The sequence below is a fragment of the Geothrix terrae genome, assembly GCF_022808775.1.
Taxonomy (GTDB): Bacteria; Acidobacteriota; Holophagae; order Holophagales; family Holophagaceae; genus Geothrix; species Geothrix terrae.
This window is the reverse complement of record NZ_JAKZLA010000005.1, coordinates 1-24,497: the sequence shown is the minus strand read 5'-3', so window position 1 is coordinate 24,497 and position 24,497 is coordinate 1. Positions and strand designations below refer to the sequence as shown.

23 protein-coding genes and 1 tRNA gene are annotated in these 24,497 nt (G+C 68.4%); 10 read left to right on the top strand and 14 right to left on the bottom strand.

Annotated features, from left to right (window positions below):
* Window positions 1-52: 52 nt before the first annotated feature.
* The 3 genes from MLE42_RS10600 to aroF all read right to left on the bottom strand — a co-directional run bounded on the left by MLE42_RS10600 (window position 53) and on the right by aroF (window position 1,627).
* Window positions 53-138 (bottom strand) — tRNA-Leu (locus MLE42_RS10600).
* 74 nt (window positions 139-212) lie between these two features.
* A complete protein-coding gene (gene secG, locus MLE42_RS10595; protein ID WP_243287857.1) occupies window positions 213-557 on the bottom strand; it encodes a preprotein translocase subunit SecG in 345 nt (114 codons plus the stop codon).
* Between the two features lie 38 nt (window positions 558-595).
* The gene (gene aroF, locus MLE42_RS10590; protein ID WP_243287856.1) at window positions 596-1,627 is read right to left on the bottom strand and encodes a 3-deoxy-7-phosphoheptulonate synthase; all 1,032 of its coding nucleotides are present in this window, start codon (window positions 1,625-1,627) and stop codon (window positions 596-598) included.
* Between the two features lie 190 nt (window positions 1,628-1,817).
* On the opposite strand from aroF, the gene MLE42_RS10585 reads away from it, so the two are divergent.
* Together MLE42_RS10585 and MLE42_RS10580 are read left to right on the top strand one after the other, a co-directional pair.
* A complete protein-coding gene (locus MLE42_RS10585) occupies window positions 1,818-2,582 on the top strand; it encodes a hypothetical protein (RefSeq protein WP_243287855.1) in 765 nt (254 codons plus the stop codon).
* Window positions 2,582-3,313 (top strand): TFIIB-type zinc ribbon-containing protein, encoded by a 732-nt coding sequence (locus MLE42_RS10580; RefSeq protein ID WP_243287854.1) that lies wholly within the window; start codon window positions 2,582-2,584, stop codon window positions 3,311-3,313. The genes MLE42_RS10585 and MLE42_RS10580 overlap by 1 nt, the downstream gene beginning before the upstream one ends.
* On the opposite strand, the gene tpiA is transcribed toward MLE42_RS10580, so the two are convergent.
* A complete protein-coding gene (gene tpiA / locus MLE42_RS10575) occupies window positions 3,314-4,048 on the bottom strand; it encodes a triose-phosphate isomerase (protein ID WP_243287853.1) in 735 nt (244 codons plus the stop codon).
* Between the two features lie 77 nt (window positions 4,049-4,125).
* A complete protein-coding gene (locus MLE42_RS10570; RefSeq protein WP_243287852.1) occupies window positions 4,126-4,935 on the bottom strand; it encodes an AraC family transcriptional regulator in 810 nt (269 codons plus the stop codon).
* Window positions 4,936-5,027: 92 nt separating this feature from the next.
* Here MLE42_RS10570 and MLE42_RS10565 point away from each other — a divergent pair, with 92 nt between their 5' ends.
* Window positions 5,028-5,552: a DUF3224 domain-containing protein gene (locus MLE42_RS10565; RefSeq protein WP_243287851.1), complete on the top strand. Its 525-nt coding sequence runs from the start codon at window positions 5,028-5,030 to the stop codon at window positions 5,550-5,552.
* On the opposite strand, the gene MLE42_RS10560 is transcribed toward MLE42_RS10565, so the two are convergent.
* Window positions 5,543-6,739: a phosphoglycerate kinase gene (locus MLE42_RS10560; RefSeq protein WP_243287850.1), complete on the bottom strand. Its 1,197-nt coding sequence runs from the start codon at window positions 6,737-6,739 to the stop codon at window positions 5,543-5,545. The two genes, MLE42_RS10565 and MLE42_RS10560, sit on opposite strands and share 10 nt — an antisense overlap.
* Window positions 6,740-6,801: 62 nt before the next feature.
* A complete protein-coding gene (locus MLE42_RS10555; protein ID WP_243287849.1) occupies window positions 6,802-7,539 on the bottom strand; it encodes a class I SAM-dependent methyltransferase in 738 nt (245 codons plus the stop codon).
* A gap of 52 nt (window positions 7,540-7,591) precedes the next feature.
* Here MLE42_RS10555 and rbfA point away from each other — a divergent pair, with 52 nt between their 5' ends.
* A complete protein-coding gene (gene rbfA / locus MLE42_RS10550) occupies window positions 7,592-7,984 on the top strand; it encodes a 30S ribosome-binding factor RbfA (RefSeq protein WP_243287848.1) in 393 nt (130 codons plus the stop codon).
* Window positions 7,985-8,884, top strand: a complete 900-nt coding sequence (gene truB / locus MLE42_RS10545) for a tRNA pseudouridine(55) synthase TruB (RefSeq protein WP_243287847.1) — start codon at window positions 7,985-7,987, stop codon at window positions 8,882-8,884.
* Between the two features lie 83 nt (window positions 8,885-8,967).
* Here truB and MLE42_RS10540 read toward each other — a convergent pair whose 3' ends face one another.
* From MLE42_RS10540 to MLE42_RS10515, 6 genes are all read right to left on the bottom strand, one after another.
* Window positions 8,968-11,043, bottom strand: a complete 2,076-nt coding sequence (locus MLE42_RS10540) for a bifunctional metallophosphatase/5'-nucleotidase (protein WP_243287846.1) — start codon at window positions 11,041-11,043, stop codon at window positions 8,968-8,970.
* 397 nt (window positions 11,044-11,440) lie between these two features.
* Window positions 11,441-11,977, bottom strand: a complete 537-nt coding sequence (locus MLE42_RS10535) for a hypothetical protein (protein WP_243287845.1) — start codon at window positions 11,975-11,977, stop codon at window positions 11,441-11,443.
* Between the two features lie 50 nt (window positions 11,978-12,027).
* Window positions 12,028-12,291: a hypothetical protein gene (locus tag MLE42_RS10530; RefSeq protein ID WP_243287844.1), complete on the bottom strand. Its 264-nt coding sequence runs from the start codon at window positions 12,289-12,291 to the stop codon at window positions 12,028-12,030.
* Window positions 12,292-12,314: 23 nt separating this feature from the next.
* Window positions 12,315-13,745: a 2-oxoacid:acceptor oxidoreductase family protein gene (locus MLE42_RS10525; protein ID WP_243287843.1), complete on the bottom strand. Its 1,431-nt coding sequence runs from the start codon at window positions 13,743-13,745 to the stop codon at window positions 12,315-12,317.
* On the bottom strand, window positions 13,742-15,142 hold the full coding sequence (vorB, locus tag MLE42_RS10520) for a 3-methyl-2-oxobutanoate dehydrogenase subunit VorB (protein ID WP_243287842.1): 1,401 nt from the start codon (window positions 15,140-15,142) through the stop codon (window positions 13,742-13,744). Before vorB ends, MLE42_RS10525 begins: the two co-directional genes overlap by 4 nt.
* A 160-nt stretch (window positions 15,143-15,302) precedes the next feature.
* Complete coding sequence (locus MLE42_RS10515; RefSeq protein WP_243287841.1) at window positions 15,303-16,181, bottom strand: NAD(+)/NADH kinase; 879 nt, start codon at window positions 16,179-16,181, stop codon at window positions 15,303-15,305.
* Between MLE42_RS10515 and MLE42_RS10510 the strand changes: the two genes are divergently transcribed.
* Window positions 16,180-18,693 carry a penicillin-binding protein 1A gene (locus tag MLE42_RS10510; RefSeq protein ID WP_243287840.1) on the top strand — a complete coding sequence of 838 codons (2,514 nt, stop codon included), beginning with the start codon at window positions 16,180-16,182 and terminating at the stop codon, window positions 18,691-18,693. The genes MLE42_RS10515 and MLE42_RS10510 overlap by 2 nt on opposite strands.
* A gap of 90 nt (window positions 18,694-18,783) precedes the next feature.
* Here MLE42_RS10510 and MLE42_RS10505 read toward each other — a convergent pair whose 3' ends face one another.
* Entirely contained in the window at window positions 18,784-20,394 is a 1,611-nt protein-coding gene (locus tag MLE42_RS10505) for a DEAD/DEAH box helicase (protein WP_243287839.1), read from the bottom strand.
* Between the two features lie 141 nt (window positions 20,395-20,535).
* On the opposite strand from MLE42_RS10505, the gene MLE42_RS10500 reads away from it, so the two are divergent.
* The 4 genes from MLE42_RS10500 to rho form a co-directional block, all read left to right on the top strand.
* A complete protein-coding gene (locus MLE42_RS10500; RefSeq protein ID WP_243287838.1) occupies window positions 20,536-21,591 on the top strand; it encodes an acyl-CoA thioesterase in 1,056 nt (351 codons plus the stop codon).
* 9 nt (window positions 21,592-21,600) lie between these two features.
* A complete protein-coding gene (locus MLE42_RS10495; RefSeq protein WP_243287837.1) occupies window positions 21,601-22,074 on the top strand; it encodes a SixA phosphatase family protein in 474 nt (157 codons plus the stop codon).
* A gap of 229 nt (window positions 22,075-22,303) precedes the next feature.
* Window positions 22,304-23,140 (top strand): alpha/beta fold hydrolase, encoded by an 837-nt coding sequence (locus MLE42_RS10490; RefSeq protein WP_243287836.1) that lies wholly within the window; start codon window positions 22,304-22,306, stop codon window positions 23,138-23,140.
* Between the two features lie 97 nt (window positions 23,141-23,237).
* Window positions 23,238-24,497, top strand: a 1,260-nt coding sequence (rho, locus tag MLE42_RS10485) for a transcription termination factor Rho (protein ID WP_243288058.1), incomplete at its 3' end; no start/stop codon positions are given.

Here is a 24,497-nt window from a genome sequence, read left to right as displayed (position 1 = left end):
GGAAGCCGATTCCCAGAATGAAAAACGAGCGCCGGAAGGCGCTCGTTTTGTTTGGTGCCCGCGAGCAGACTCGAACTGCTACGGCTTGTGGCCACCACCCCCTCAAGATGGCGTGTCTACCAATTTCACCACGCGGGCACGTGGAACAACCATCTTCACCCAAAGCGCGGACGCGGTCAATGCCTGGTTTCGCGCCCCACCGTCGGGTGGACCTACTTCTTCTCGGTCGCGTGCGAGGGCGCAGGCGCGGGAAGAGGAACGGCGGGAACGGGCGCGGGAGCCGTGGCCGCGGGCTTGTCGGAGATCTTTTCCAGCACGGAGCGGCTGCCGCGGATGATCATCACTTCGATGAGCAGCGTGGTCCCCAGGAAGCCCGCAGCCAGCCAGTACGTGGCCTTGGAGAGGAAGGGCGTGGCGCCCTGGGCGCCGAAGGCGGAGTTCGCACCGCCGCCGCCGAAGGAGGCGCCTAGGCCGCCCTTGGTGCCGGGCTGCAGCAGGATCGTCCCGATGAGCAGGACACCGAAGAGGATCAGAAGTGCGAGGGCGAGGCCATTCATGGAAACTCCGAACCTCCTAGTCTCGCACAGGGCGGAACCTACATCCAGAGCCCTGTGAGGCTGGGGGCCCGCAGGGCCTGGTGCACGGCCCTGGCCCGCTCCACCAGGCGGATGAAATCCGAGGGCAGCAGGGCCTGGGGCCCGTCGCTCAGGGCCTTCTCGGGGTTGCAGTGGGTCTCTACCAGCAGGCCGTCCGCGCCCGCCGCCACGCCCGCCAGGCCGCAGGGGATCACCAGGTCGCGCCGTCCCGTGGCGTGGCTCGGATCCACCATGACCGGCAGGTGCGTGAGGGCCTTCGCGGCCGGGACCACGCTCACGTCCAGCGTGTTGCGGGCGTGATCGGACCAGGTGCGGATGCCGCGCTCGCAGAGCACCAGGTTGCGGTTGCCCTCGCCCAGCACGTACTCCGCGGCGTAGAGCCATTCCTCCAGGGTGGCGGCGGGGCCCCGCTTGAGGAGCACGGGCTTCTCGCTGCGTCCGGCCCTGCGTAGCAGGGCGAAGTTCTGCATGTTGCGGGCACCGATCTGCACCATGTCGGCGCTGCGCTCCACATCGTCGAAGGTTTCGACTTCCGTGGCCTCGGTCACGATGCCGAGGTCGAATTCGGCCCGGACCTCCTCCAGCAGGCGCAGGCCCTCCAGGCCAAGGCCCTGGAAGGCGTAGGGGCTGGTGCGGGGCTTGAAGGCGCCGGCCCGCAGCAGCTTCACGCCGGCCTCGGCCACATAGCGGGCCACGGTGAAGAGCTGTTCCCGGCTCTCGACGCCGCAGGGGCCCCCCACCAGCACCAGGTCGGGCCCGCCGATCCTCACGCCGCGGACGTCCACCACCGTGCGTTCGGTGGCTGCGTCCGCGCTGGCCAGCTTGTAGGGGCTGGTGATGGGCACGACCCGGCGCACACCCGCCATGGGTTCGATGCGGTCGGGCTTCAGCGCCTTGGAGGCGTTCGGCGCCACGATGCTGAGGGCCTCCGGAGTCTCGTTCACCTGGCTGCGGATGCCGGCGGATTCCAGCAGGGCCAGGACTTCGCCGACCTGTTCCCGGGTGGCGGTGGATTCCATGAGGATGAGCATGCGGACCTCTTAGCGGAGAGGGAGCACCGGACGAAGGTGGGAGAACGGTTTTCTGTTCCCGAGGTCTGAGCCCGACAGGGCGAAGAGGATGAGCATGCGGCCTCGCATGGAACCTCGATTCTAGCGCCCGGATGGGACGAGCGCCTGGACACGGGGCGCAGCCGCCCCCAGACTTGGGCGCGGAGGTCCCATGCGGCGCGCCCCCATCCTGCTCTTCGCCCCTCTGATGCTGGTCCTGGGTTGCACCCGCCCCGAGGTGGAGGCCTTCCGGCGACAGCCCGGTCCCGTGAGCGTCTCCGTGAGCCTGCCGTCGGGCCTGGCGGACCGGGAGTCCTTCCAGAAGGAGTACGCCTCCGCGCTGCGGGCCCACCTGGCCACCCGCGTGGTGGTGGTGCCCGAGGGCGTGAAGCCGCCTGTGGGGTCGGCGGAACTCCAGGTGGACATCCGGGACGTCTCTCCGGCCCCGGGCCAGCCCAGTCCCACGGCGGTGGGCGTGGCGGTGGGGGCCTCCGTGGGCGCCCTGAGCGCCGCCTCGGGCAACCGGGGCTGGGGCGTGGTGGACGGGCTCTTCTGGGGGCTGTGGGCCGGCAGCCAGGCGGCCATGGCGCAGCAGAACACCCGGGACCGTCTGGGCTATCGTCCCCAGGTGGTCCGGGCCCAGGTCCGGCTGGTGCAGCCCGGAAACCCTGAACCGCTCTGGACCGAGGCCATCGAGCCCTCCGAGGTGGTCGAGGCCATGGATCCGCTGCCGCCCGGATCGCGGGATGATGACGGCCGCATCCGCGAAGAGGAGGCCAAAGGCTTCGCCCGCGTCGTGGTGCAGAAGCTGTCCTCCGAGTTCCACTGGATGCGGCTGGCGGAGCAGCGCTTCTACCAGGAGCCGGCTGCCAAGCAGGAGCCCGCTGCCAAGAAGGATGAGTCCGCGCCTTCCAAGCCCGAACCGAAGCAGGACTGATGGAAGCCAAGGCCCTCCGCTGTCCCGGCTGCGGTGCACCGGTCCCCCCGGATGCGACCCAGTGTCCCTACTGCCAGGCCCAACTCGCCACGGTGGCCTGCCCCGCCTGCTTCGCCCTGGTGCCGCTCTCGGCGGACCACTGCCCTTCCTGCGGCGCCGCGATGGCCCCCAGAACCCCGGCCGTGGCCGACGGGGCCCCCTGTCCCGCCTGCGCGAAACCTCTCGCCTCCGGCCAGGTCGGGGGCCTCGACACCCAGGCCTGCCTGGCCTGCGGTGGCCTGTGGCTGGACCGGGCCGTGTTCGAGCAGCTGGGCGCCAGCCGGGAGCGTCAGGGGGCCGTGCTGGGCGCCCTTCCGACGGCGCCACCCTCGTCCGCCACGACGCTGGAGCCGGTGCAGTACCGCCCCTGTCCCGCCTGCGGACAGCGCATGAACCGGGTGAACTACGCCCGGCGGTCCGGCGTGGTGCTGGATGTCTGCAAGGCCCACGGCCTCTGGTTCGACCGCGACGAGCTGCGTCGCCTGCTCGCCTTCATCGCCGGTGGTGGCCTGGATCGCGCCCGGGCACGGGAACTGGAGGACCTGAAGGAGGCCCGGTGGACCCAGGCGCCACAGCCCGCTGCCGGCCTGGATCTCGAGCCGCAGACCGGCGCCCCACCTTCATGGCTCACGGCCGCCGGGTTGATGGGGCTGGCCCTGGAGGTCGCGGGCCGCTTCCTCGACCGGGATTGATCAGCCCGCCTGCTTCACCAGGGTGCCGAACTTGGCGGGATCCAGGCTGGCGCCGCCCACGAGACCGCCGGCCACCTCGGGGATGTCCAGCAGTTCGGGGAAGTTCTCGGGGGTGATGCTTCCGCCGTAGAGGATGGGCACGGGACCGAAGTTCATGCTCATGTATTCGGCGACCTTCGCCTTGATGAAGGCATGGGCCTCGCGGATCTGGGCGACCTCCGCGCGGAGGCCCGTGCCGATGGCCCACACCGGCTCGTAGGCCACCCAGAGGGGCGTGGGGCCGGTCTTGGCCAAGATGGAGAGCTGGCGGTCCAGGATTTCCAGGGTCTGGCCCTGTTTCCGCTCCTCGAGGGTCTCGCCCACGCAGAGCAGGGGGAGCAGGTTCCAGTCGCGGGCGGCCTTCACCTTGGCCACCAGGGCCTCGTCCGTTTCCCCGAAGAACTGGCGGCGCTCGCTGTGGCCCAGGATGACTCCCGAGCAGCCGCAGTCCTGGAGCTGGGCCATGGAGATCTCGCCCGTGTAGGCGCCCTTGGGCTCGGCATGGCCGTTCTGCCCGAAGACGCGCACCTGGCGGCTCCGCAGGCTGTCGGCCACTGGGCGGATGAGGTGGAAGGGCGGCGCGATGGCCGTTGTCACCGAGGGCGATGGCGCGTAATCCGCGAGGAAAGCCTCGCAGAAGTCGCGGGCCTGGTCGGACAGGAAGTTCATCTTCCAGTTGGCGACGACAAAGCGCATGGGGTCTCCCGGGGAATGCAGGGGTGGTCGTCGGCCATGGGGTTCCGGCGCGACCAATGGGGTAAACCTGGAGGCTATCAGTCTTCCGGGCTCCTCGCATACACGGCGGGCGTCCTGCCCAGGTAGGCCTTGAAGGCCTTGATGAAGTGGGCCTGATCGAAGTAGCCAAGCGCCAGCGCGAGGGCCGGGAGATCCACCGCCTGACCCGCCTCCAGCTGTTCCATGGCTTCATGAAGGCGGTACCGCTGGATCACCCATTTGGGGCTGACGCCGACGTAGTCCTGAAAGAGCCGCTGAAGCGACCGGAGACTCAGCCCGGCTTCCCGGGCCACAGCCTCCGCCTGGGTCAACTCGCGATCTTCCAGGATCCGGGCCACGATGGTTCGGGCCAATCTGGCCTTGGCATCGGGCTCGGGAAGGCGCTCGAGAAGAAAGGCCTCGACGAGCGTGATCGCCGCGTTCGCATCCTCGGCACAGCCAAGCACGGCGGCTTCGAGGGCTTCGCCAGAGGCGCCGAAGGCCCTTCTCAGGGGGAGCACCTGGTTCGTGAGCTCACCTACGGGTCGGCCCCAGAACGGCCGGAAACAGCCTGGGAGGAACTTGGTCCCGAGCACCCAGCCCCGGCCCTCCAGGAGGCGGCTGAAGCGTCCCGCATGGACGCCCGCGAGGCCGGAGCGGCCGGCTTCGATCACCAGGTGCACCGAAGGGTGGGGAAGGGTTTCCCGGGTCAGGGGAGGCCGCCCGCGCAGATCCCAGGAGACGGTCCAGAAGTGCTCCACGAACCCGGCCAGGGGCCCCTCGGGAAGGAAGCGGCCGGCCGGGGATTCGCGGCGGATCGCCTCGGCTTCCACCACGCCCTTCGGCCGCCACTCCACAGGATTCGCCATGCTGAACCCTCTCCCGCTACATGTCGCGTTTCTACAATACTGCCATCACATGCCGGCCGACGCTGGGATCAGCCCCAGCGACCGGAGCCGCCATGACCATGCCCCTCATCCAAACGAGCCTTGCCCTGCTCTTCTGCCTCGGCCCCCAGGCCCCGGCCATTCACCCAAAGGAGGCCCACATGACGGCCCTTGCGACAGGATCCTTCGACGTGAAACTGGTGCCTCTCACGGAAGGAGTCCGGGAAGGCGTCTGGTCGCCGGGCAGGATGTCCATCGACAAGCGGTTCAAGGGCGATCTGGAGGCGACCAGCCAGGGAGAGATGCTGGCGGCCGGAACGGAGGTCCAGGGTTCCGCGGGCTACACGGCCATCGAGCAGGTGCGTGGGACGCTCCGCGGCCGAAGCGGCACCTTCCTCCTCCAGCACTTTGCCGTGATGAGCCGTGGGGTGCCCGGCGACTGGGTCGTGATGGTGGTGCCGGACTCCGGTACCGGGGATCTGAAAGGGTTGGAGGGGAGGATGACGATCCTCATCGAGGGAGGCCGGCACACCTACACGCTGGAGTACTCGCTGCCAGGCGACGCCGCCTCCCCGTCTCAGCCCACCCCTCAGCGCTGAAGGGCCGCGACGCCCGGCAATTCCAGGCCGCTGAGGAACTCCAGGCTGGCGCCACCACCCGTGGAGACATGGCTCATGCGGGCGACCACGCCGGCCTTGTTCACGGCGGCCACGCTGTCACCCCCGCCCACCAGCACGAAGGCGCCCTTGTCGGCGGCTTCGGCCAGTTCCTCGGCCACGCTGAGGGTGCCGGCGGCGTACGAGGCCATCTCGAAGACGCCCATGGGGCCGTTCCAGAGCAGGGTCTTCGCGCCGCGAATCTCTCCGGCGTAGGTGGCCACGGTCTCGGGGCCGATGTCGAGGGCCATGCGGTCCGCGGGGATGTTCTGGTCCACGGTGATGGCGCAGGCCGCGTCCTCCTTGAATTCGGTGGCGGCCACATGGTCCAGGGGCAGCAGCAGGCGCGTGCCCTTGACCTCGGCCTGCTTCAGCAGCTCCAGGGCCAGGTCCAGCTTGTCCTCCTCGCAGAGGCTCTTGCCGATCTGGAAGCCCTGGGCCTTGAGGAAGGTGTAGCTCATGGCGCCGCCGATGAGGATGGCATCGGCCCGGCCGAGAAAGTTCTGGATGAGCTCGATCTTGTCGCTGACCTTGGCGCCGCCGAAGATCACCACGAGGGGCTTGTCCGGGTTCTCCGTGACCTTGCCCAGGGCCTTCAGCTCCTTCTCCATGAGGAAGCCCGCGGCCACGCGGTCCTTGGGGAAATGGCCAACCATGCCGCTGACGGAGGCGTGGGCCCGGTGGGCCGCACCGAAGGCGTCGTTCACGTAGGTGTCCGCCAGCTTCGCCAGGCTGGCGGCGAAGTCCTCTTTGTTCTTGGTCTCGCCCTTCTCGAAGCGCAGGTTCTCCAACAGGAGCACCTGACCGGGCTTCAGGGCCGCGGCCTCGGCCTCCACGGCTTCGCCGTTCACGTAGCTGGCCAGGCGGCAGTCGAAGCCCTGCTCCTTGAGCCAGGCGGCCACGGGCGCGGCGCTGAAGGCGGCCTCGAAGCCCTTGCCCTCGGGACGGCCCAAGTGAGAGGCCAGCACCACGGAGGCACCGCCGTCCAGCAGGCACTTCAGCGTGGGGAGCGTTTCGCGGATCCGGGTGGCGTCCGTGATACGGCCCTCCTTGAGCGGCACATTGAGGTCAGCCCTCAGGAAGACGCGATGGCCCTTCACATTGAGATCCCGCACCGACTGGAAGCCCATGGCTGCTCCTTGCTCTTGGAAGGTCCATTCTGACGGAAGATGCGGTTGTCAGCTATCCGCCCTCAGCGATCAGTGACCGGGCTCTTCTCGAAGATGCCGATCCAGCGGGGGCTGTCCTCGGTGAAGGGACCCCCGGCGTAGGTGCCCTTCACGGTCCGCAGGCGCAGCCCCGCGTCGGCGGCCAGGGCCGAGAGCTCGGCGGGGTCGTAGAGCCGCACGCTCTCCAGGACCTGGCGGGTCTCCCCCGTGTCCACTTGCGTGAGGGTCATGCGCTTCACGATGCGGCCGCCCTCGATGGCGCGGCGGCTCTGGACCCGCACGCCCGAGCGTTCCAGGGTGTCTTCGGGCACCAGCTCGTGTGCCACCAGCTCCGCGTTGAGGTAGTCCATGAGGAGCGCGCCGCCAGGGCGGAGGACACGCCCGAGATCCAGCATCAGCGCGCGGTTCTGGGCATCGGAGAAGTAGCCGAAGGGCGTGAACCAGAGGCAGGCGCCGGAGAGTGCTCCGTCCCTCACCGGCAGGGCGCGCATGTCGCCGCGGAGGAGCCAGGGGCGCAGGTCTCCCGGGGCCAGGCGGAGCAGGGGGGCGGAGAGGTCCATGCCGAAGGCCTGCGGGTTGGTCCGCCGCAGGACCTCCAGGTGGCGGCCCGCGCCGCAGCCCAGGTCCAGCACGGGGCCCGCCGCCAGCTCCGGGGCTTCGCGCAAGGCCATGGCCACGGCCAGACGGGCCTCCTCCGCGTCCCGGTGCGCGTAGAGCAGGGCATAGTCCTCGTCGAACCAGCTTTCGAACCAGTCGGCCATCGGGGAAGGCTAACACCTCCAGGCCCGGTAGAATGGGGATGGAAGGAAGCCCATGCAGCGCCCTGAACGCCTCGAAGACCAGATCCATTTCCTGCTGTCGAACCTCATCCAGCGCGAGCTCCGCGACCCGGAGCTCGGATTCCTCACCCTCACCGCCGTGCGGCTCTCGCCGGACCGCAGCGTGGCCAAGGTGTATTTCACTGTGCTGCCCGCCAATGGAGGCGACCAGGAGGCCCAGGACGCCCTCACCCGCAAGGCCCTGGGCCGCGCCGCGGGCTTCCTCCGCAGCCAGCTGGCCTCCCGCCTCAAGATGCGGCGCGTGCCCGAGCTGCGCTTCTTCCCGGATGGTACCCTCGAGGAAGGCAACCACATGGAGACCCTGCTGGCGGAGATCGAGAAGGAGCGGGCCGCCCGCCCCGTCGATCCGGAAGCGGAAGACGCCTGAATGGTGGAGTCCGGGATCCACCTCGTCCACAAGGCCGTGGGCCAGAGCAGCTTTGACGTGATCCGCGGCTTCAAGCACCGGGCCTTCGAGGCCGGGCAGAAGAAGCTGGCCCTGGGCCACGGCGGCACGCTGGATCCCTTCGCGGACGGCCTGCTGCTGGTGCTGGCGGGCCAGGCCACGCGCCTCATGGAGCTGATGCATCCCCTGCCCAAGACCTACCTCGCCAAAGTGGTCTGGGGTGTGGAGACGGACACCTGCGACCTGCACGGGAAGCCTATCTCGGAGGCCCCGGCCACCCACCTAACCGCGGCGGCCCTGGACGCCGCCCTGGCGCCCTTCCTGGGATGGCAGGATCAGGTGCCCCCCGCCACCAGCGCCAAGAAGATCGAGGGCGAGGCGGCCTACAAGAAGGCGCATCGGGGCGAGGACGTGGTCATGCGCCCCAGCCGCGTCTTCCTGCTGTCCGCCCGCTGGATAACTCATGAGCTGCCCCGGTGCAGCACCCTGGAGCTCACCTGCCGGGGCGGCTTCTACGTGCGCAGCCTGGCCCGGGACCTGGGTCGCGCCTTGGGGTGCGGCGCCCACCTGACCGCCCTCCGCCGCACGGCCATCGGCCCCTGGATGGATCCCGGCGAAGGCCGGGAGCGCCTGCTTACCGGCGCGGACCTGCTGCCCTGGTGCCCAGCGCGCTTGCTGTCTGACGTGGAGGCGGATCACCTGGCCCACGGCCGCGTCATTCCTGCCGGAGAGACGACGCCGGCGACCTGGGCCATGCCCGAAGGTTTCCCCGATCCCTGCGCGCCCCTGCGGGCCCTGCACGCAGACCGCCTGGTGGCCCTCCTGAGGCCTTCCGATGACGGGGGGCTCCGCACCTTCGCGAACCTGCGGGGCGGGTTGTAGACCTCATCGGCGAAGACCGCAGGAGAAGGGTTTCTCCTACGGTCTTCGTGATCAACCCTGACGGATGGCTCCGAACAGCGGGGTCACTCCGTGCCGGGGCCGGTGCCGATGGCCCGCCTGGGCGCCGCACCCTCGGTCGACAAGTCGTCGTAGCGAGAGGGGAGGACGCCGCCGTTGGCCTGGCAGAGGGCGCGCACGTATTTCGCGAAGGCCTCGTAGGCCTTGATCGAGGAACCGTCCGTGGACCGGAAGAGCATCACCTGGCCGATGTTCGTCACCAGCTTGGTCCCGCCGGCGAAATCCGCGGGCGTGGCGTCCGGCAGCCAGTAGGCGAGTCCCAGGGTCTGGGCCATCAGGGCGAGGTACACATCCGTCGCCACGACCACCGGCATGTAGGGATAGTCCGCGTTCAGCCAGCCGGCCGGTGAATAGGTGAAATCGAAGATCGGGAAGTCGTAGGTATCCAGAGCGGCATGGTTCGTGGCGAAGGCGATCCGGGTGACCCTTCCCTTGGCGGGATTGCCCGGATCCAGGGGATCGAAGACCGGCCGGGACGTGTCGAAGGTGAAGGAGACGCCGGAGGGCAGCACGTACTGGTCCGCGCCATTCAGGGACACGAAGGGGTAGGTGGCGGTGACCTCCAGGATGGCCTTCAGCTCGATGGCGGGGATGGCCACCCGCACCAATCCGTAGCCTGGGGTGTAGTGTCCCAGGGCATCGGGGCCGAGCCCCATGGGGTAGACCCGGAAGGCGTCGGACATCGCGATGGTGCCGCTGTAGCCCAGGTGGATGCCGTCCCGGACGTTGCCGTAGGAGGTGAGGCTCACGTGGGTGGGTCCCCCGGAAGCCTCGGCCTCGGCGAGAATCGAATCGGCCGCGAGACGGAGCATGCCGGTCTCCTTGCGGGGCCTGGTCTTCAGCTCGAAGGTGGTGGCGCCCAGCTTCCGGAAGAACAGGTCGCCGGTCGTCTTCGGATCATTCACGACGGCGGCGCCTTCGATATCGCTGAGCGTCCGCTCGAGCATGGACTGGCCAGCGCCGGTCCATTCCTCGGGGGTCTCGAGGGCCTGGATGGCTTCATCTACCAGGTACCTCATCTTGGGATCAGCGGGGGTGCGGTCGTCCACGGGGATCAGGGTGGTCTGGTCCGCATCCATCTGGATGGTCCCGTCCTGCTTGACCTTGAGGACGAGCCGCTCCACGGCCTCCCCGTTCCAGCCGGGTTCCACCACGATCACGTTCTTCCCGGTGGTTGCGTTGGCCACCAGGAAGGGCGGGGTGGTCACATGGGTGTGGCCGCTCAGGATCACGTCGATGCCGGCGATGTTCCGGGCGATCTGGTAGCTCTCGCCCAGCTCGGGGGTATCGGGTTCCGTTCCGGCGTGGGCCAGCAGGACCACCAGGTCCACCTTCTCCGTGGTCCGGAGGTCGTCCACCCGGGCCTGGAGCTCCTGGTTGGGATCCTCCGGCACGGTGAAGGAGACCGGGGCTTTGAGGGGAGCGGTGGCGGCCGGGATGGCCCCCAGCACGCCCAGCACGCCCACCTTGAGGCCGTTGGTGGTCCGGAGCACCAGGTACGGCCGGATGGGCTTGGCGCTGTCCTGGCCAGTGGAATCGTAGAGGCTGGCCAAGGCCGCGTCGGGTGCGGACGCCTCTCCGGAGAAGTGGATGTTGCTGGCGATGACGGGGACGAGGCCACCCTGGGCCTGGGCCGCATACAGGGCACCCGCCAGATAGGCGGGACCCGCGTCGAATTCATGGTTGCCGAGAGTGGTGGCGTCATAGCCCAGGGCCTTGAGGGCCCGGTAATCCGGCGAGGCCGTGAGGGAGGCGGCCTGGAACAGGGTGCCCATGAGGTTGTCGCCCGAGGAGAAGGTCAGGCTGCTCTCCTGCAGGACCTCCGCGCGTTTCCGCTCGGCAGCGAGGATGGAGGAGCGCCGGGCGATGCCCCCCACCAGCTTTCCTTGTGGGGATTTGCCGAGGGCCGGGTAGCCGTCGACCTCGGGGCCCACGCCGAGCAGGCGGGAATGCTCGTCGGTGGTGTGGAGCAGGACGAGGGTGCGATTGCCTTCCTTGTCGACGCCGAACCGGCCACCGCAGGTGATGAAAGGTATCGCGGCGGCCAGGGCCAGCAGGGAGGACAGCAGTAGCTTGCGCATGGCAATGCCTCCAGGAGAAAGGGAGTGGAAGATGAGCGGGGACAGAGCCGCTCCTGCCGTCATGTCGCGGCGAAGCGGCCCGGGGGCCCTGAGGGAGTTTCAGATGCGCCACCCCGGGGAAGGGGCCTGGCGTCCGTTAGGGGTCGGGCCTTATCGGCGGAGGAGCAGAGGTCGTGACGCAGGAGGAAGTATGTGGACCCGATGACACCCTGCAAGTCGTTTTCAGGGACTCACCGCCAAATGCCGTTGTTTGTCATCCCACTGATGGATAAATAACGATATGGGACGAGTGCTGAAGGAGCGTTGGGGCCCATCCTTCTGGTCCATAGGGGATAGCAAGGTCCCCTCTCCGGCCGCCCCGGTGGGGCCGGTGGCATGAGCTGATTGGATACCCCTGCTAGGGCTGGCGCCGCTTGAACTGGATGCGGCTCCTGACCGAGAACGGCTTCCCCGCCTCGGCGACCTCGAAGGTCTCCACGTATGCCTCGGGGGAGATCTGTTCGAGGGTTTCCCGGGCCTTCGACGTGGCGGCGCCGTCCAGCTGCACGCTTTCGAAGACCAGCTTGGTGGACTGGCTCTGGGCCGGGGAGAGGATGAAGGTACCGCTGAATGCTTCCTGGCGGAGGAGGCGGAACACCAGGGCCTTCCGGGCGGTGTCGTAGGCCAGGAAGCTGGCGTGGCTGGCCACGGTGCCGTCGGGGTGGAGGGGCTGGGGCGGGAAGCTGGCCATGCTTCGCTCCTGGAGGAACTGGCCGCTCAGGATGAAGCGGTAGGGGCGCGTGGCCGTGCCCGTCCCCTGATCCCCCGTGATGGCGCCCTGCCATTCCCCCACCAGGAAGCGGACGGGCCCCCAGGGGTCCGAGGGCGCGCCCTGCGCCTGGATCACGGCTGCGGTTCCGATCAGGCAGGCCAGCGCCCGGGCGAGCTTGGTCATGACGTCCTCGAGGTGGGTGGAACTCCAGCTTAACCCGCCTTGAAAGGCCTTCAGCCCTGGACCGGGATCCTCCCGGCCAGGTCGTCGAGGACGTTCAGCATGTGCTGGCATTCCTCGCAGCTGGTGTGGGGGCTGCCGCAGGGGAAGCCATCACTCTGCATGCCCAGGCAGCGGGGCTGCTGGATGAACCGCGCCAGCTCGGCCAGAAGGCCGGAAACCTTGGCGCGGAGCGGGCTGTCCGGGATCTCCCGGAGGGCCATGACGATCTTCCATTCCTCGGCGTTGAGGGTGGTCTGGATGGCGATGTCCGTCATGGCTGCCTCCTGGGATTGCGAGCCTATTTGTCGAGCGCTTCCACCGACTTGATGCCCCAGGCGAAGGCTTCTTCGTTGAGGGGGATCAGGGCGCACTTGTCCTTCAGGGCTGTTCGGATCGCGCCGAGCAGGGTGTCCTTGGGGAAGATGTTCGTGGCGGCCTGGAGAGCGCCCAGGGCCACGATGTTCTTCACCACGGCCTTGCCGAGGTCGGTGGCGATGCCCGTGAAGGGCACGGGGAACATCTTGATGCTGGGATCCAGCGCCGGGGCCTCGGTCACCACGGAGCTGTCGTAGATGACGAAGCCGCCCTTGCGGACCGTGGGGCCGAACTTGGCGAGGCTGGGGGCATTGAAGGCGATGAGCACCTGGGGATCCGGGGATCCGGGGTTCAGCACCTCGTCCTCGGCCACGTGGACATCGGCGTAGGACGTGCCGCCGCGGCTCTCGGGGCCGTAGCTGGGGATGTGGGTGGCGTCGAAGCCCTCGCTGATGGCGGCCCGGGCGATGAGCATGGCCGCAGTCTGGGCGCCGTCGCCGCCAGATCCAGCGAGCTTCAGCGAGATGTCATTGGGGGCCAGGTGCGTGGGGAAGCCCTTGCAGAAGCGCTCGGGGTGCTCGGAGGTGGCCCCGGCCAGGCTGAGGATCTTCTCGCCCTTGAAGCAGGGGGTGTTCCGCTTGAACCAGGGATCGACCGTGAGGTCCTTCTTCACGCCCAGGGGATAGACGGGCTCCATGCACTCCTTGACCCACTTCTCCGTGTCCTCGGGGTTCATCTTCAGGTGGGTGGGGCACTCGGCCAGCACCTCGATGAAGGAGTACCCGCGGCCTTCCACCTGGAGCTTCATGGCCTTGTGGATGGCCTTCTTGGCCTTGATGCGCTGCTTGGCGTCGTAGAGGGCCACGCGCTCCACATAGATGGGGCCGTCCAGGCCCGCGATGAGCTCGGCCATCTTCAGGGGCTGGCCGTTGTACTCGTTCCGGCCCGCGGGGCTGGTGGAGCTGGTCTGGCCCATCAGCGTGGTCGGGGCCATCTGGCCGCCAGTCATGCCGTAGATGGCGTTGTTGATGAAGATGACGGTGATGGGGGCGCCCAGCTGGGCCGTGGCCACGGTCTCGGCGAGGCCGATGGAGGCCAGGTCGCCGTCGCCCTGATAGCTCACCACGATGCTCTCGGGGTTGGCGAACTTGTGGCCGAGGGCGACCACGGGCGCACGGCCGTGGGCGGCCTGGGTGTTGCCCACATCGAAGTAGTAGTAGAGGAACACGGAGCAGCCCACGGGGCTTACGGCCACCGTGCGGTCCTGGATGCCCAGCTCGTCGATGGCCTCGGCCAGGTACTTGTGGGCCAGGCCGTGGCCGCAGCCGGGGCAGTAGTGGGTGGCGTGGCCCTTCAGGCCCTCACCGTGGGAATGGCGCTCGAACTTGTCGTAGAAGACGCTGGCCTTGCTCATGCGAGCACCTCCTTCCGACCCAGGACCCGGGTCATGATTTCGCTCTGCTGGGGCAGGACGCCGCCCATGCGGCGCACGGATTCGATCTCGGGGAACTGGTGGACGCCGGCCTTGCTGAGGGCGAGGCGGATCTCGTCCTCCAGCTGCCCGGCGCTGGCCTCCACCACCACGAGGCGCTGGGCGCCGTGGATGGCGGCCTTCAGCTCCTCCACAGGGAAGGGCCAGAGGGTGATGGGCCGGAAGAGGCCGGCCTTGACGCCCTGGTGCCGCAGCTCCTGGACCGCGCCCTTGGCGGTGCGGGCCGGGGTGTTGCAGGCGATGAGCACCACCTCCGCGTCCTCGCACAGGAAGGATTCGGCGCGGGCCTCCACCTGCATGGCCTCGTACTTGGCGTTCAGGTGGACGTTGTGGGCCTCGAGGTCGGACTCGGTGAGGAAGATCGACGTGATGACGTTCTTGCGGTGCATGGCATCGCCGTAGACCGCCCACTTGGGAATGCCGGGCTTGATCATGGTGTCGGGCAGCTGGACCTTGCCCGTCATCTGGCCCAGGTAGCCGTCCCCGAGGAGGATCACGGGGTTGCGGTACTTGAAGCTCAGCTCGAAGGCCAGCATGGTCAGGTCGAGCATCTCCTGGGGCGTGGCGGGCGCCAGCACCAGGGCCCGGGTGTTGCCGTGGCCCAGGCCGTGGCAGGCGAGCTTGATGTCGGCCTGCTCGGGGGCGATGTTGCCGAGGCCCGGCCCGCCGCGCATGACGTTCACGAAGACGCCCGGCAGCTCCGCGCCGATCATGTAGGACACGCCCTCGAGCATCAGGCTGAAGCCCGGCGAGGAGGTGAAGGTCATGGTGGGCAGGCCCGCGCCGGCGGTGCCGTACATCATGTTCACCGTGGCCACTTCGCTGACGGCCTGGATGAAGGTGCCGTCGAGCTTGGGCAGGAACTTGGCCATCAGCTCGGCGCCCTCGGTGGAGGGGGTGATGGGATAGCCGTAGACGTGGCGGCAGCCTGCGAGCAGGGCACCCAGGGCCGAAGCGTACGTGCCCTTGATGACCAGGGGCTCCGTGCGGGGCAGGGGCAGCACTTCCGAGGGCATGTCCACCGGCTCGGGAGCATCGCTGGGCTTCACGCCGAAGAGCTTGGCCGGGTCCTCCAGCTCGAAGTCCTGGATCTCGCCCTCATGGGCGGGCCGCAGGCCGTAGGGCTCGGGGCAGGCGTCCATGCAGAGACCGCAGGCGTTGCAGTTCGTCAGGTCCAGCTCCACGGGAACCAGGCCCGTCAGGGGGTTGATCTGGTCGCTGAGGTGGATGCAGTCCTTCGCGCAGGCGTCGAGACACCGGCCGCAGCCCTTGCAGTACTCCGGCAGCAGATAGGGTTTCGGTCGTTCTTTGAGGGCCATGGGAACTCCATGCAGGGACGCAGGTCCTACCACGGGGAAGTGTCATGCCCACCCCGTGTGCGCGTGGTCACAAGCGGGCTCCGGCGCAGACCGCCACCGACCGAAAGGTCAGGAATGGGCCCCGGCGCGGGCGGTCTGTGGGGGACAGACCACCTGTCTTCTACCGATCCCCCCAGTGCAGCTTCTGCTGGAGCAGGGCGAAGAAGTCCAGGCCCGGGCGCTGGAGGAGGGTGATGCGGGTCTGAGCCTGGCGGAGGCGCACCTCATCACCGGGGAACAGCCGGTGTCCCACCTGGCCGTCCAGGGTGAGGTGGGCGTCCTCGGCTTCTTCCAAGGTGATGCTGATGGGGCGCGAAGCCGGCACCACGGACGGGCGGAGTGTCAGGGTATGCGGGCAGATGGGGGCGACGACGAAGGCCTCCAGGCTGGGATGCAGGATGGGTCCCCCTGCGGACAGCGCATAGGCGGTGGATCCCGTGGGCGTCGCCACGATGAGGCCGTCGGCCTTGATGGGGCCGGCATCCTCGTTGCCCACCCGCAGGTGCATGTCCATGATGCGGGCCAGGGCGCCCTTGGCCACCACCGCATCGTTCAGCACTGTCTGCCGGACCATCTGACGGTCCTCCCGCCAGAGCTCCACCTCCAGCGTCGGCCGCCGGTCTGCCGCCAGAGTCCCTGCCAGAAAGGCCTGCACGGCGGCGCCGGCTTCAGATACGGGATGGGCTGTGAGGAAGCCCAGGGAGCCGAGGTTGATGCCCAGGATGGGGGTGCCCCGCATGCCCACACGGCGGGCCGCATGGAGCAGCGTGCCATCGCCGCCGAGCACCAGGCAGAGGTCCGCGACAGGATCCGCCGTGCCTAGATCCGGATCCAGGGCCAGCTTCGCGGGTGGCAGGCCGGCCTGGGCCCAGGCCTCGGCCAGGTCCGGTTCGCCCTTGACGGCCCAGTCCCGATCCAGGAACGGTGGGACCGCCTCGCGCAAGGTGGACACCAGGTGCGGAGACTTGGCCTTGGCCACGAGGATCAATCGCTGGGGCATGGCAACACTCTACCGCTATCCTTGTCCCATGGCTTCGAACCAGGCATCCCACTCATCCCCCGCCCGGCGCTGGATCGGGCGCGCCCTGTGGACTTTCCTGGCCCTGGCGGTGGCCGGCGCGGCCACCCTGGCGGTGTCCTGGTCCGTGCTTTCGCGGGACGCGGACAGCTTCCTCACGCTGTTCGCCCTGCGCGTGCCCAAGACCATCACCAAGGTGCTGGATCACGACGGCAACGTCATCGGCATCTTCGCCGAGGAGCACCGGGTGGTGATCCCCTACGGCGACATCCCCAAGGCCTTCGTGAACGCATTGGTCGCGACAGAGGACTCGGATTTCTGGAGCCATAGCGGCGTCTCCGCCCGGGGCATCATGCGCTCGGGCGTGAACTTCATCACCAGCTTCGGCCGGCGGCGGGAGGGCGCTTCCACCCTCACCATGCAGCTCATCCGCACGGTCACCGCCAAGCGCCAGAAGCGCCTTGACCGGAAGCTGAAGGAGATCATCCTCGCCCGCAAGCTGGAGAAGGCCTACTCCAAGAAGCAGATCATGGAGATGTACGCCAACGAGGTGTACTTCGGCGGCGGGCGCTATGGCATCGAGGCCGCCGCGGAGTTCTACTTCGGGAAGAGCGCCCCCCAGCTCAATGTGGAGGAGTGCGCCCTGCTGGCGGGGCTGGTCCAGAACCCGAACTGGTACAACCCCTACAACCCCGATCCCAAGGCCCGCGCCGCCGCCAAGGCACGGCGCAACCACGTCCTCGTCCGGATGGTGAAAGAGGACTACCTCAAGGCCCAGGAAGCCAGCCTGCTGATGGACAAGCCCATCCGCCTGGCCCGCGAGAACGCCCATGAGGAGGCCGTGGCCCCCTATGTCGTGGAGGAGGTCCGCAAGTACCTCTACGAGAAGTACGGCCGCGAGCAGGTCCTGAACGGCGGTCTGGAAGTCACCACCACCGTGGACAGCTTCTGGCAGGAAGCCGCCAACGAGGCCGTGCGCAATGGCCTCAAGGCGGTGGACCGCCGCCGCGGCTTCCGGAAGGACGCCGTGCAGTTCGTGACGGATCCCGACACGACGCAGCTCAACGGCTGGAAGCGCTACTTCGAGGCCGGCGACAACGTCCGGGGGGTGATCCTCGCCTGGAAGGGCGGCAAGGCCCAGGTGCGCATCGGCAAGACCACCCTCGAGGTCCCCGACAGTGCCTTCGCCTGGATCGGCAAGGACCCCCAGAAGCTGCTGCCCCGGGGAGCCGCGCCGCTCTTCCTGGTGAAGGCCGCGGATGACGGCACGCCGAAGACCCTGGAACTGGACCAGGAGCCCCAAGTGGAGGGCGCCCTGATGGCGCTGGATCCGAAGACTGGCGAGATCCGCGCCATGGTGGGCGGCTACGACTTCAACCGCTCCAAGTTCAACCGCGCCATGCAGGCGCAGCGCCAGGTGGGATCCACCATGAAGGCCTTCGTCTACGGCGCGGCGTTCACCGCGGGCAAGACGCCGGCCAGCATGGTTCTGGATGTGCCCACGCGCTTCGTCAACACCGTGGACTACATGACCGTCACCCTCCCGGATGGCACCTCGGAATACAAGCCCTTGCGCGGCGGCGTGAAGCCCTACGAACCCAAGAACTACGAGCGGGACTTCTGGGGCCCCATCCCCATCTGGGAGGCCCTGCGCGATTCCCGGAACGTTCCCGCCGTCCGCACCCTGGAGGAGACGGGCGTCCTCAACGTCATCGACTACGCCCGCAAGTGCGGCCTCACCAGCAGCATCCCCCCCTATCCCAGCATGGCCCTCGGTTCCGCCGACCTGACCCTGAAGGAGATGGTGCGGGGCTACGCCACCATCGCCAACGACGGCCTCCAGGCGCCTCCGCCCTTCTTCATCAAGAAGGTGGTGGACCGGAACGGCCGGGTCCTGGAGACCCACGGCGGGGCGGCCACGGAGCAGGTGCTGGACGCGCAGAGCACCTACCAGCTCATCCAGTGCCTCCAGGGCGTGGCCACCAGCGGCACCGGCGCCAAGAGCAACGAGCTGAACTGGCCCGTGGCCGGCAAGACCGGCACCACGGACGATCACACGGACGCCTGGTTCCTGGGCTTCTCCACGCGCGTGGTGTGCGGCGTGTGGGTGGGCCTGGACGAGAAGAAGACCATCTTCCGGGGGGCGGATGGCGCCAAGGTGGCGTTGCCCATCTGGGTCGATTTCATGAAGGCGGCCCTGCCCACCACGCCCAGGGAGGACTTCCAGGCCCCCGAGGGCATGGAGTGGGCGGACATCGACCGCTACACGGGCCTGCTGGCCACCTCCGCCACCGCCGACAAGGTGCTCCATCTGGCCTTCAAGCCCGGCACCGTGCCCAAGTCCGGCAGCGATGCCGAGGCCATCCAGAAAGTGAAGGAGGCCCGCGACAAGGCCGCGGCCCAGCCCATGGAGAACCGCGTCTGGGGCCAGCCCAAGGTGGTGGAGGAACCCGCCAAGCCCTTGGACCTGAACGCGACGGATCCGAATTCCTAGGCTGTATTCCTGATCAGCTTTGCCGCATCGGCATAAAACGAGGGCGCCATGGCGCCCTCGTTTTATGCCTTGAGCTGGTGCGTCGAAGGGCTACTTCTTCTTCCAGGCTTTGGCAGGCGCGGCCTTCCAGGGGCGGGAGACGTCCTTGGGAGCGGGGCGCTCCTCCCAGGTGCGGCGCGGGCGAGTGTCGGCCTCCGGCTTGGGCTTCTGGTAGGGGCGCGGCTTCTCGTCGAACTCGCGGCGGGCCTTGAAGCTGCCGTCGGGGCGGGTCTTGGAGAAGGCGGAATCGGGCCGGGGCGAATCGCCCCGGGCGGCGCTGCGTTCCGCGTAGGAGCGCTGGGGGCGGGGACCGCCCTCCTTGCGCTCCCGGGGGGTGTCAAAGCGGGGCTTGGCCTTCTTCTCTGGCTCGTTCGGAAGATCGAACCCCGCGGACTTCTCGGCCTGGACCAGCCCCAGGAGGCCGGCGACGAGGCGCACTGGGTCGGCGTCCTTCAGCATCTGGGTGGCCTGGGCGAGCAGGGCGACGCTGGCGGCGCCCTGGATGCCGTCCAGCAGCTTGGCGGCCTGGGCCTCTCGGATCTCCGCGGGCGTGGGCACGGCGCGCCAGTCCAGCTTGAGCCCGCCACGACGGCCCCAGGCCAGCAGGATGCGACTCTCCTTCCAGCCCACCAGGGCCAGGCTGGTGCCCTTGGCTCCGGCGCGGCCCGTGCGGCCGCTGCGGTGGATGTAGTTCTCGAGCTGGGTGGGGATGCCCACGTGGACCACCAGGGGGAGGCCCTCGATGTCGAGGCCGCGGGCGGCCACGTCCGTGGCCACCAGGTAGCGCAGCTTGCCGTCCTTGAACTGGCCCAGGATGCGGGTACGGGTGGCCTGGGCCAGGTCGCCGTGCAGGAAGGCCGCGGGCAGGCCGGAGAGCGTCAGCTCTTCCGCGACCTCCTCGGTCTGGGCCTTGGTCTTCGTGAAGATCAGGGCGGAGCTCGGCTGATCGCGGAGCAGCAGGTTCACGAGGGCACGCACATGCTGGTGGTCCGGCACCAGCACGGGCGTGTGGGCGATGTCAGCATGCACGGCGTGCTCGCCGGCCTCCGCGAGCTGGATCTGGACCGGATCCTTGAGGAATCGCTTCGCCAGCTTGGCGATGGGGGCGGGCAGGGTGGCTGAGAACAGGTAGGTCTGCGGCCCGGCGGGAACCTTGGCGAGGATGGTCTCCACGTCCTCGAGGAAGCCCATGTTCAGCATCTCGTCGCACTCGTCGAGGACGATCATGCTCACGCGGCTCAAATCGAGGGTGCCGCGCTCCAGATGATCCTTCACCCGACCCGGGGTGCCCACGACGACGGGAGAGCCCATCTGCAGGGCCCGGAGCTGGGGGGGGTAGGCCACTCCGCCCACGAGGGAGGCGATGGGCAGCTTGGGCGCGAGGCTGTGCAGCTCGGCGCCCACCTGCTGGGCCAGCTCCCGCGTGGGTGCGAGGATGAGGGCCTGGGTGTGGCGCTCGTCAGAGAGCCGGTGCAGCAGAGGCAGGCCGAAGGCCAGCGTCTTGCCGGAGCCGGTGCGGCTCTGCACCAGCAGGTCGCGCCCTTCAAGGCCGGGCTTGAAGGTCTGGGCCTGCACGGGCATGGGGGTCTCGAAGCCGCGCTTGGCCAGGGCGGCCAACAGAGCTTCGCTGCAGCCGAGGGCTGCGAAGGTCAGGTCGTTCACGATGTCTCCCGGGGCTGTTCCCGCAGAAGATGGCAGACAGCGCCAGCCGGGAGGGGCCCAAACAGGAAGCCTCTCATGAAACCCAATCATTTCCAAGGGATATTCCAATTCTGTATCAACAATCTTCCGCCATACTGGTCTATGGCTGATCCCGAAGACCGCATCCTCACCGTCCCCCTGGGCTCCGACCCCTCCTTGCGACGGCGTTACATGGTGCTCGACCAGGATCTCCCGGCCAACGTGCGCTTCGGCCTGATCCTCGAGGTGCTCGACAAGGTCGCGGAAGAGTGCGCGCTGGACTACGTGCGTCGCACCCATCCCCAAGCCCGGGTGGTGACGGCGGCCATCGACAACATCTTCGTGCGCAGCGCCGCCGACGTGCACCGCGACATGGTGTTCCGGGCCCGGGTCAATTTCGTGGGGCGCACCAGCCTGGAGGTGGGCATCCGCGTGGAGCACCCCGCGGGAGCGGGCCTGCCCGCCGCGCACATCGCCTCCTGCTACTTCACCATGGTGGCCCGCAGCACCGCGGGCGCCGGAGCGGAGAGCCTCGTGCTGCCCGGTTTTGAACCCGGCGACGCCCTGGCGATACGGCGCTGGGAGCGGGCCATCGAGCGGCGGGAGGCCTACCGCCAGCAGCTGCACCAGGCCCAGGAACCTCCCAGCCGTGAGGAATACGCCCTGCTGGCATCCCTCCATGCGGCCCAGGACGAATCCGGCTTCCAGGGCCTGATGGCGGCGGAGTGCGTCACCAGCGGCTGGGAGCGCACCTATCCGGAACACGAGAATGTCCCCACCAAGATCTTCGGCGGGCACCTCATCCGCCAGGCCTTCGAGCAGTCGGCCATCTGCGCAGAGCAGGTGGCACCGCACCGGCCCGTCATCGTGGCCGTGAACCGGATCAACTTCGTCCAGCCCGTGCGCATGGGCGACAAGCTGCAGTTCCTCAGCCGGGCCGTCTATTCGGGCAGCACCAGCGTCTGCGTGGAGACGGACATCATCCGCGTGAGCCGCGACCGGACCCAGACGAACCTCTCGAACAGCTGCGTGTTCACCTTCACGAACGTGGATGACGAGCTGCGCCCGCGGCCGGTGCCGCCCATCTATCCCACCACCTATGCGGAAGATGCCCGCTACCTGGCCGCCCACCGGCGCCGCGAAGCGCGGCTGGCATGGAAGGCGTCGCGGGGGCGGTAAGATCACGGCATGACTTCGATCCTGCTCATCCGCCACGGCATCGCAGAGGATGGCCGGCCCGGCCAGCGCGATGCGGACCGGCCCCTGACCCGGGAAGGCTGGACCAGGACCCGCGCGGCCATGAAGGGGCTTGTGGCCCGCGGCCACCGTCCCACCAGGGGGTTCAGCAGCCCCTACCGGCGCGCCATGGAGACCATGGCCTGCCTCCAGGAAGCCGCCGGGGTCTTCCCGATGGAGACCTCCTTGCTGGTCCTGCCCGAGAGCCGCCCTCCGCAGGCCGACCTCTGGCTGCGCGGGCTGGCGGCGGAGATGCCGGGCGGCGTGCTGGCCCTCGTCAGCCACCAACCCTTTCTCGGCGAGCTGATCTTCCACCTCACGGGCCGCAGCCTCGAAGTGAAGAAGGCCGGCTGCACCGTCATCCGCTGGGAGGACGGCGCCTGGCGCTTCGAGACGCAGTACCAGCCATCGGAACTGAGGGGCTGATGCGACCCCAGCCCACCTTCGTCCCCCTCCGTTCGGGCCTGAAGCTCCACTACCGCGTCCAGGGGAACCCCCATGGTCCCTGGCTCGTGCTGCTGAACGGCCTGTTGTCGGACACGACCATGTGGGACGGGGCCCCCTCCGCGATCGAGCGGAGCGAGGAGCGGGAGCGCAGGACGAGATGTCCTGCGCGATCGGGGGGTAGTCAGGGCCCACACAGCGAGGCGCAAAAGTGAGGCCGGCCCCGACCTTCGCCACGCTCCGTTCGGGCCTGAAGCTCCACTACCGCGTCCAGGGGAACCCCCATGGTCCCTGGCTCGTGCTGCTGAACGGCCTGTTGTCGGACACCACCATGTGGGCCGGCGTGCTGCCAGGCCTGACGGGCCGCTACCGCGTCCTCACCTTCGACAGCCGGGGGCAGGGGAAGTCGGACGCGCCCGAGGACGGCCCCTATCCCACCGCCCTGATGGCCGCGGAGGCCTGGGAGCTATTCCAGATCCTGGGCGTGGAGCGGCCCTGGCTGCTGGGCCTCTCCAACGGGAGCGCCATGAGCCTGGAGCTGCTCACCACCCATCCCGGCGCCTTCGCCGGGGCGGTGCTCACAAGCGCCATGCCCCGCATCGACTTCGCCATGGCCCTCAAGGCCGAGCACTGGGCCCGCTGCCTGGAGGTGGGCGGGCCCCTCATGCAGTTCGACGCCGTGGCGCCATTCCTGTGGGGCGACGCGTTCCTGGAGGCTCGGCACGGCGTCCTGCGGGCCTACCACCAAGTGGTGACGGGCGGCGTCGGAAAGCCCATGCACGGTAACCTGCACCAGATCCGGGGAATCCTGGGGTGGGATATCTGTGAGCGTCTGAGTCTCATCCAAGATCCGGTCCTGGTGCTCTCGGGTGCCGAGGATCTCCTCACCCCCCCCTGGAAATGCCTGGGGACGGCCCAGCGCATTCCCGGCAGCCGCTTCGAGATCGTGACGGGCATCGGACATGCCTACCCTGTCGAGGATCCCAAAGGATTCGTGATCAGGATTAGGGACTTCATGGATAAAGTCGATGCCGGGTTTGGCCGATAAGGGAAACTGGCCTACCATACATCCTTCCCCGAGCCACTTCCGACTCGCCCTGCCCCTGAGGTGACCTATGGCCACCCCTTCTCAGTCCCCGGCCGTCCTGAGCTTGCAAGAGCTCAAGGAACTCTCCATCGGCAAGCTCGCCGAATTGGCGAAGGACCTGCAGATCGAGAACCCGCTCGCCATGCGGAAGCAGGAACTGGTGTTCCGGGTGCTCCAGGCCCAGGCCGAGCGCGAGGGCCAGTTCTTCGCCGAGGGCGTGCTGGAGGTGCTGCCCGAGGGCTTCGGCTTCCTGCGCAGCCCCGACCAGAACTACCTGGCCGGGCCCGAGGACATCTACATCTCGCCCAGCCAGATCCGGAAGTTCAACCTGCGCACTGGCGACACGCTCTCCGGCATGATCCGCGCGCCCAAGGAGGGCGAGAAGTTCTTCGCCATGCTGCGGGTGGACGCGGTGAACTTCGATCCGCCCATGGTGGCCAAGGACCGCGCCCACTTCGACGACCTGGTGCCGCTCTACCCCAAGCACCACCTGCGCATGGAGCGGGACGCCCAGGAGATCAGCACCCGCGTCATGGACCTGATGACGCCCCTGGGCAAGGGCCAGCGCGCCCTCATCGTGGCTCCGCCGCGCACCGGCAAGACCGTGCTGCTGCAGAACATCGCCAACTCCATCACCGCCAACCATCCGGAAGTGTTCCTCATCGTGCTGCTCATCGACGAGCGCCCCGAGGAAGTGACGGACATGGAGCGCAGCGTGAAGGGCGAGGTGGTCTCCAGCACCTTCGACGAGCCCGCCACCCGGCACGTCCAGGTGGCGGAGATGGTCATCGAGAAGGCCAAGCGCCTGGTGGAGCACAAGAAGGACGTGGTGATCCTGCTCGACTCCATCACCCGCCTGGGCCGTGCCTACAATACTGTGGTGCCCCCCAGCGGCAAGGTGCTCTCCGGTGGCGTGGACAGCAATGCCCTCCAGCGCCCCAAGCGCTTCTTCGGCGCCGCCCGAAACATCGAGGCCGGCGGCAGCCTCACCATCATCGCCACGGCGCTCATCGAGACCGGCAGCCGCATGGACGACGTGATCTTCGAAGAGTTCAAGGGCACCGGCAACAGCGAGATCGTGCTGGACCGCAAGCTCAGCGACAAGCGTATCTTCCCGGCCATGGACATCCAGAAGTCCGGCACCCGCAAGGAAGACCTGCTCATCGACGCCGCCAAGCTCGCCAAGATCTGGGTGCTCCGCAAGATCCTCAGCGCCAGCGGCCCCAGCGAGAGCATGGAACTGCTCGTCGACCGCCTGGGCAAGGCCAAGACCAACGACGAGTTCCTGGCGAACCTGCAGGAGCCGGCCCCGCGGCGC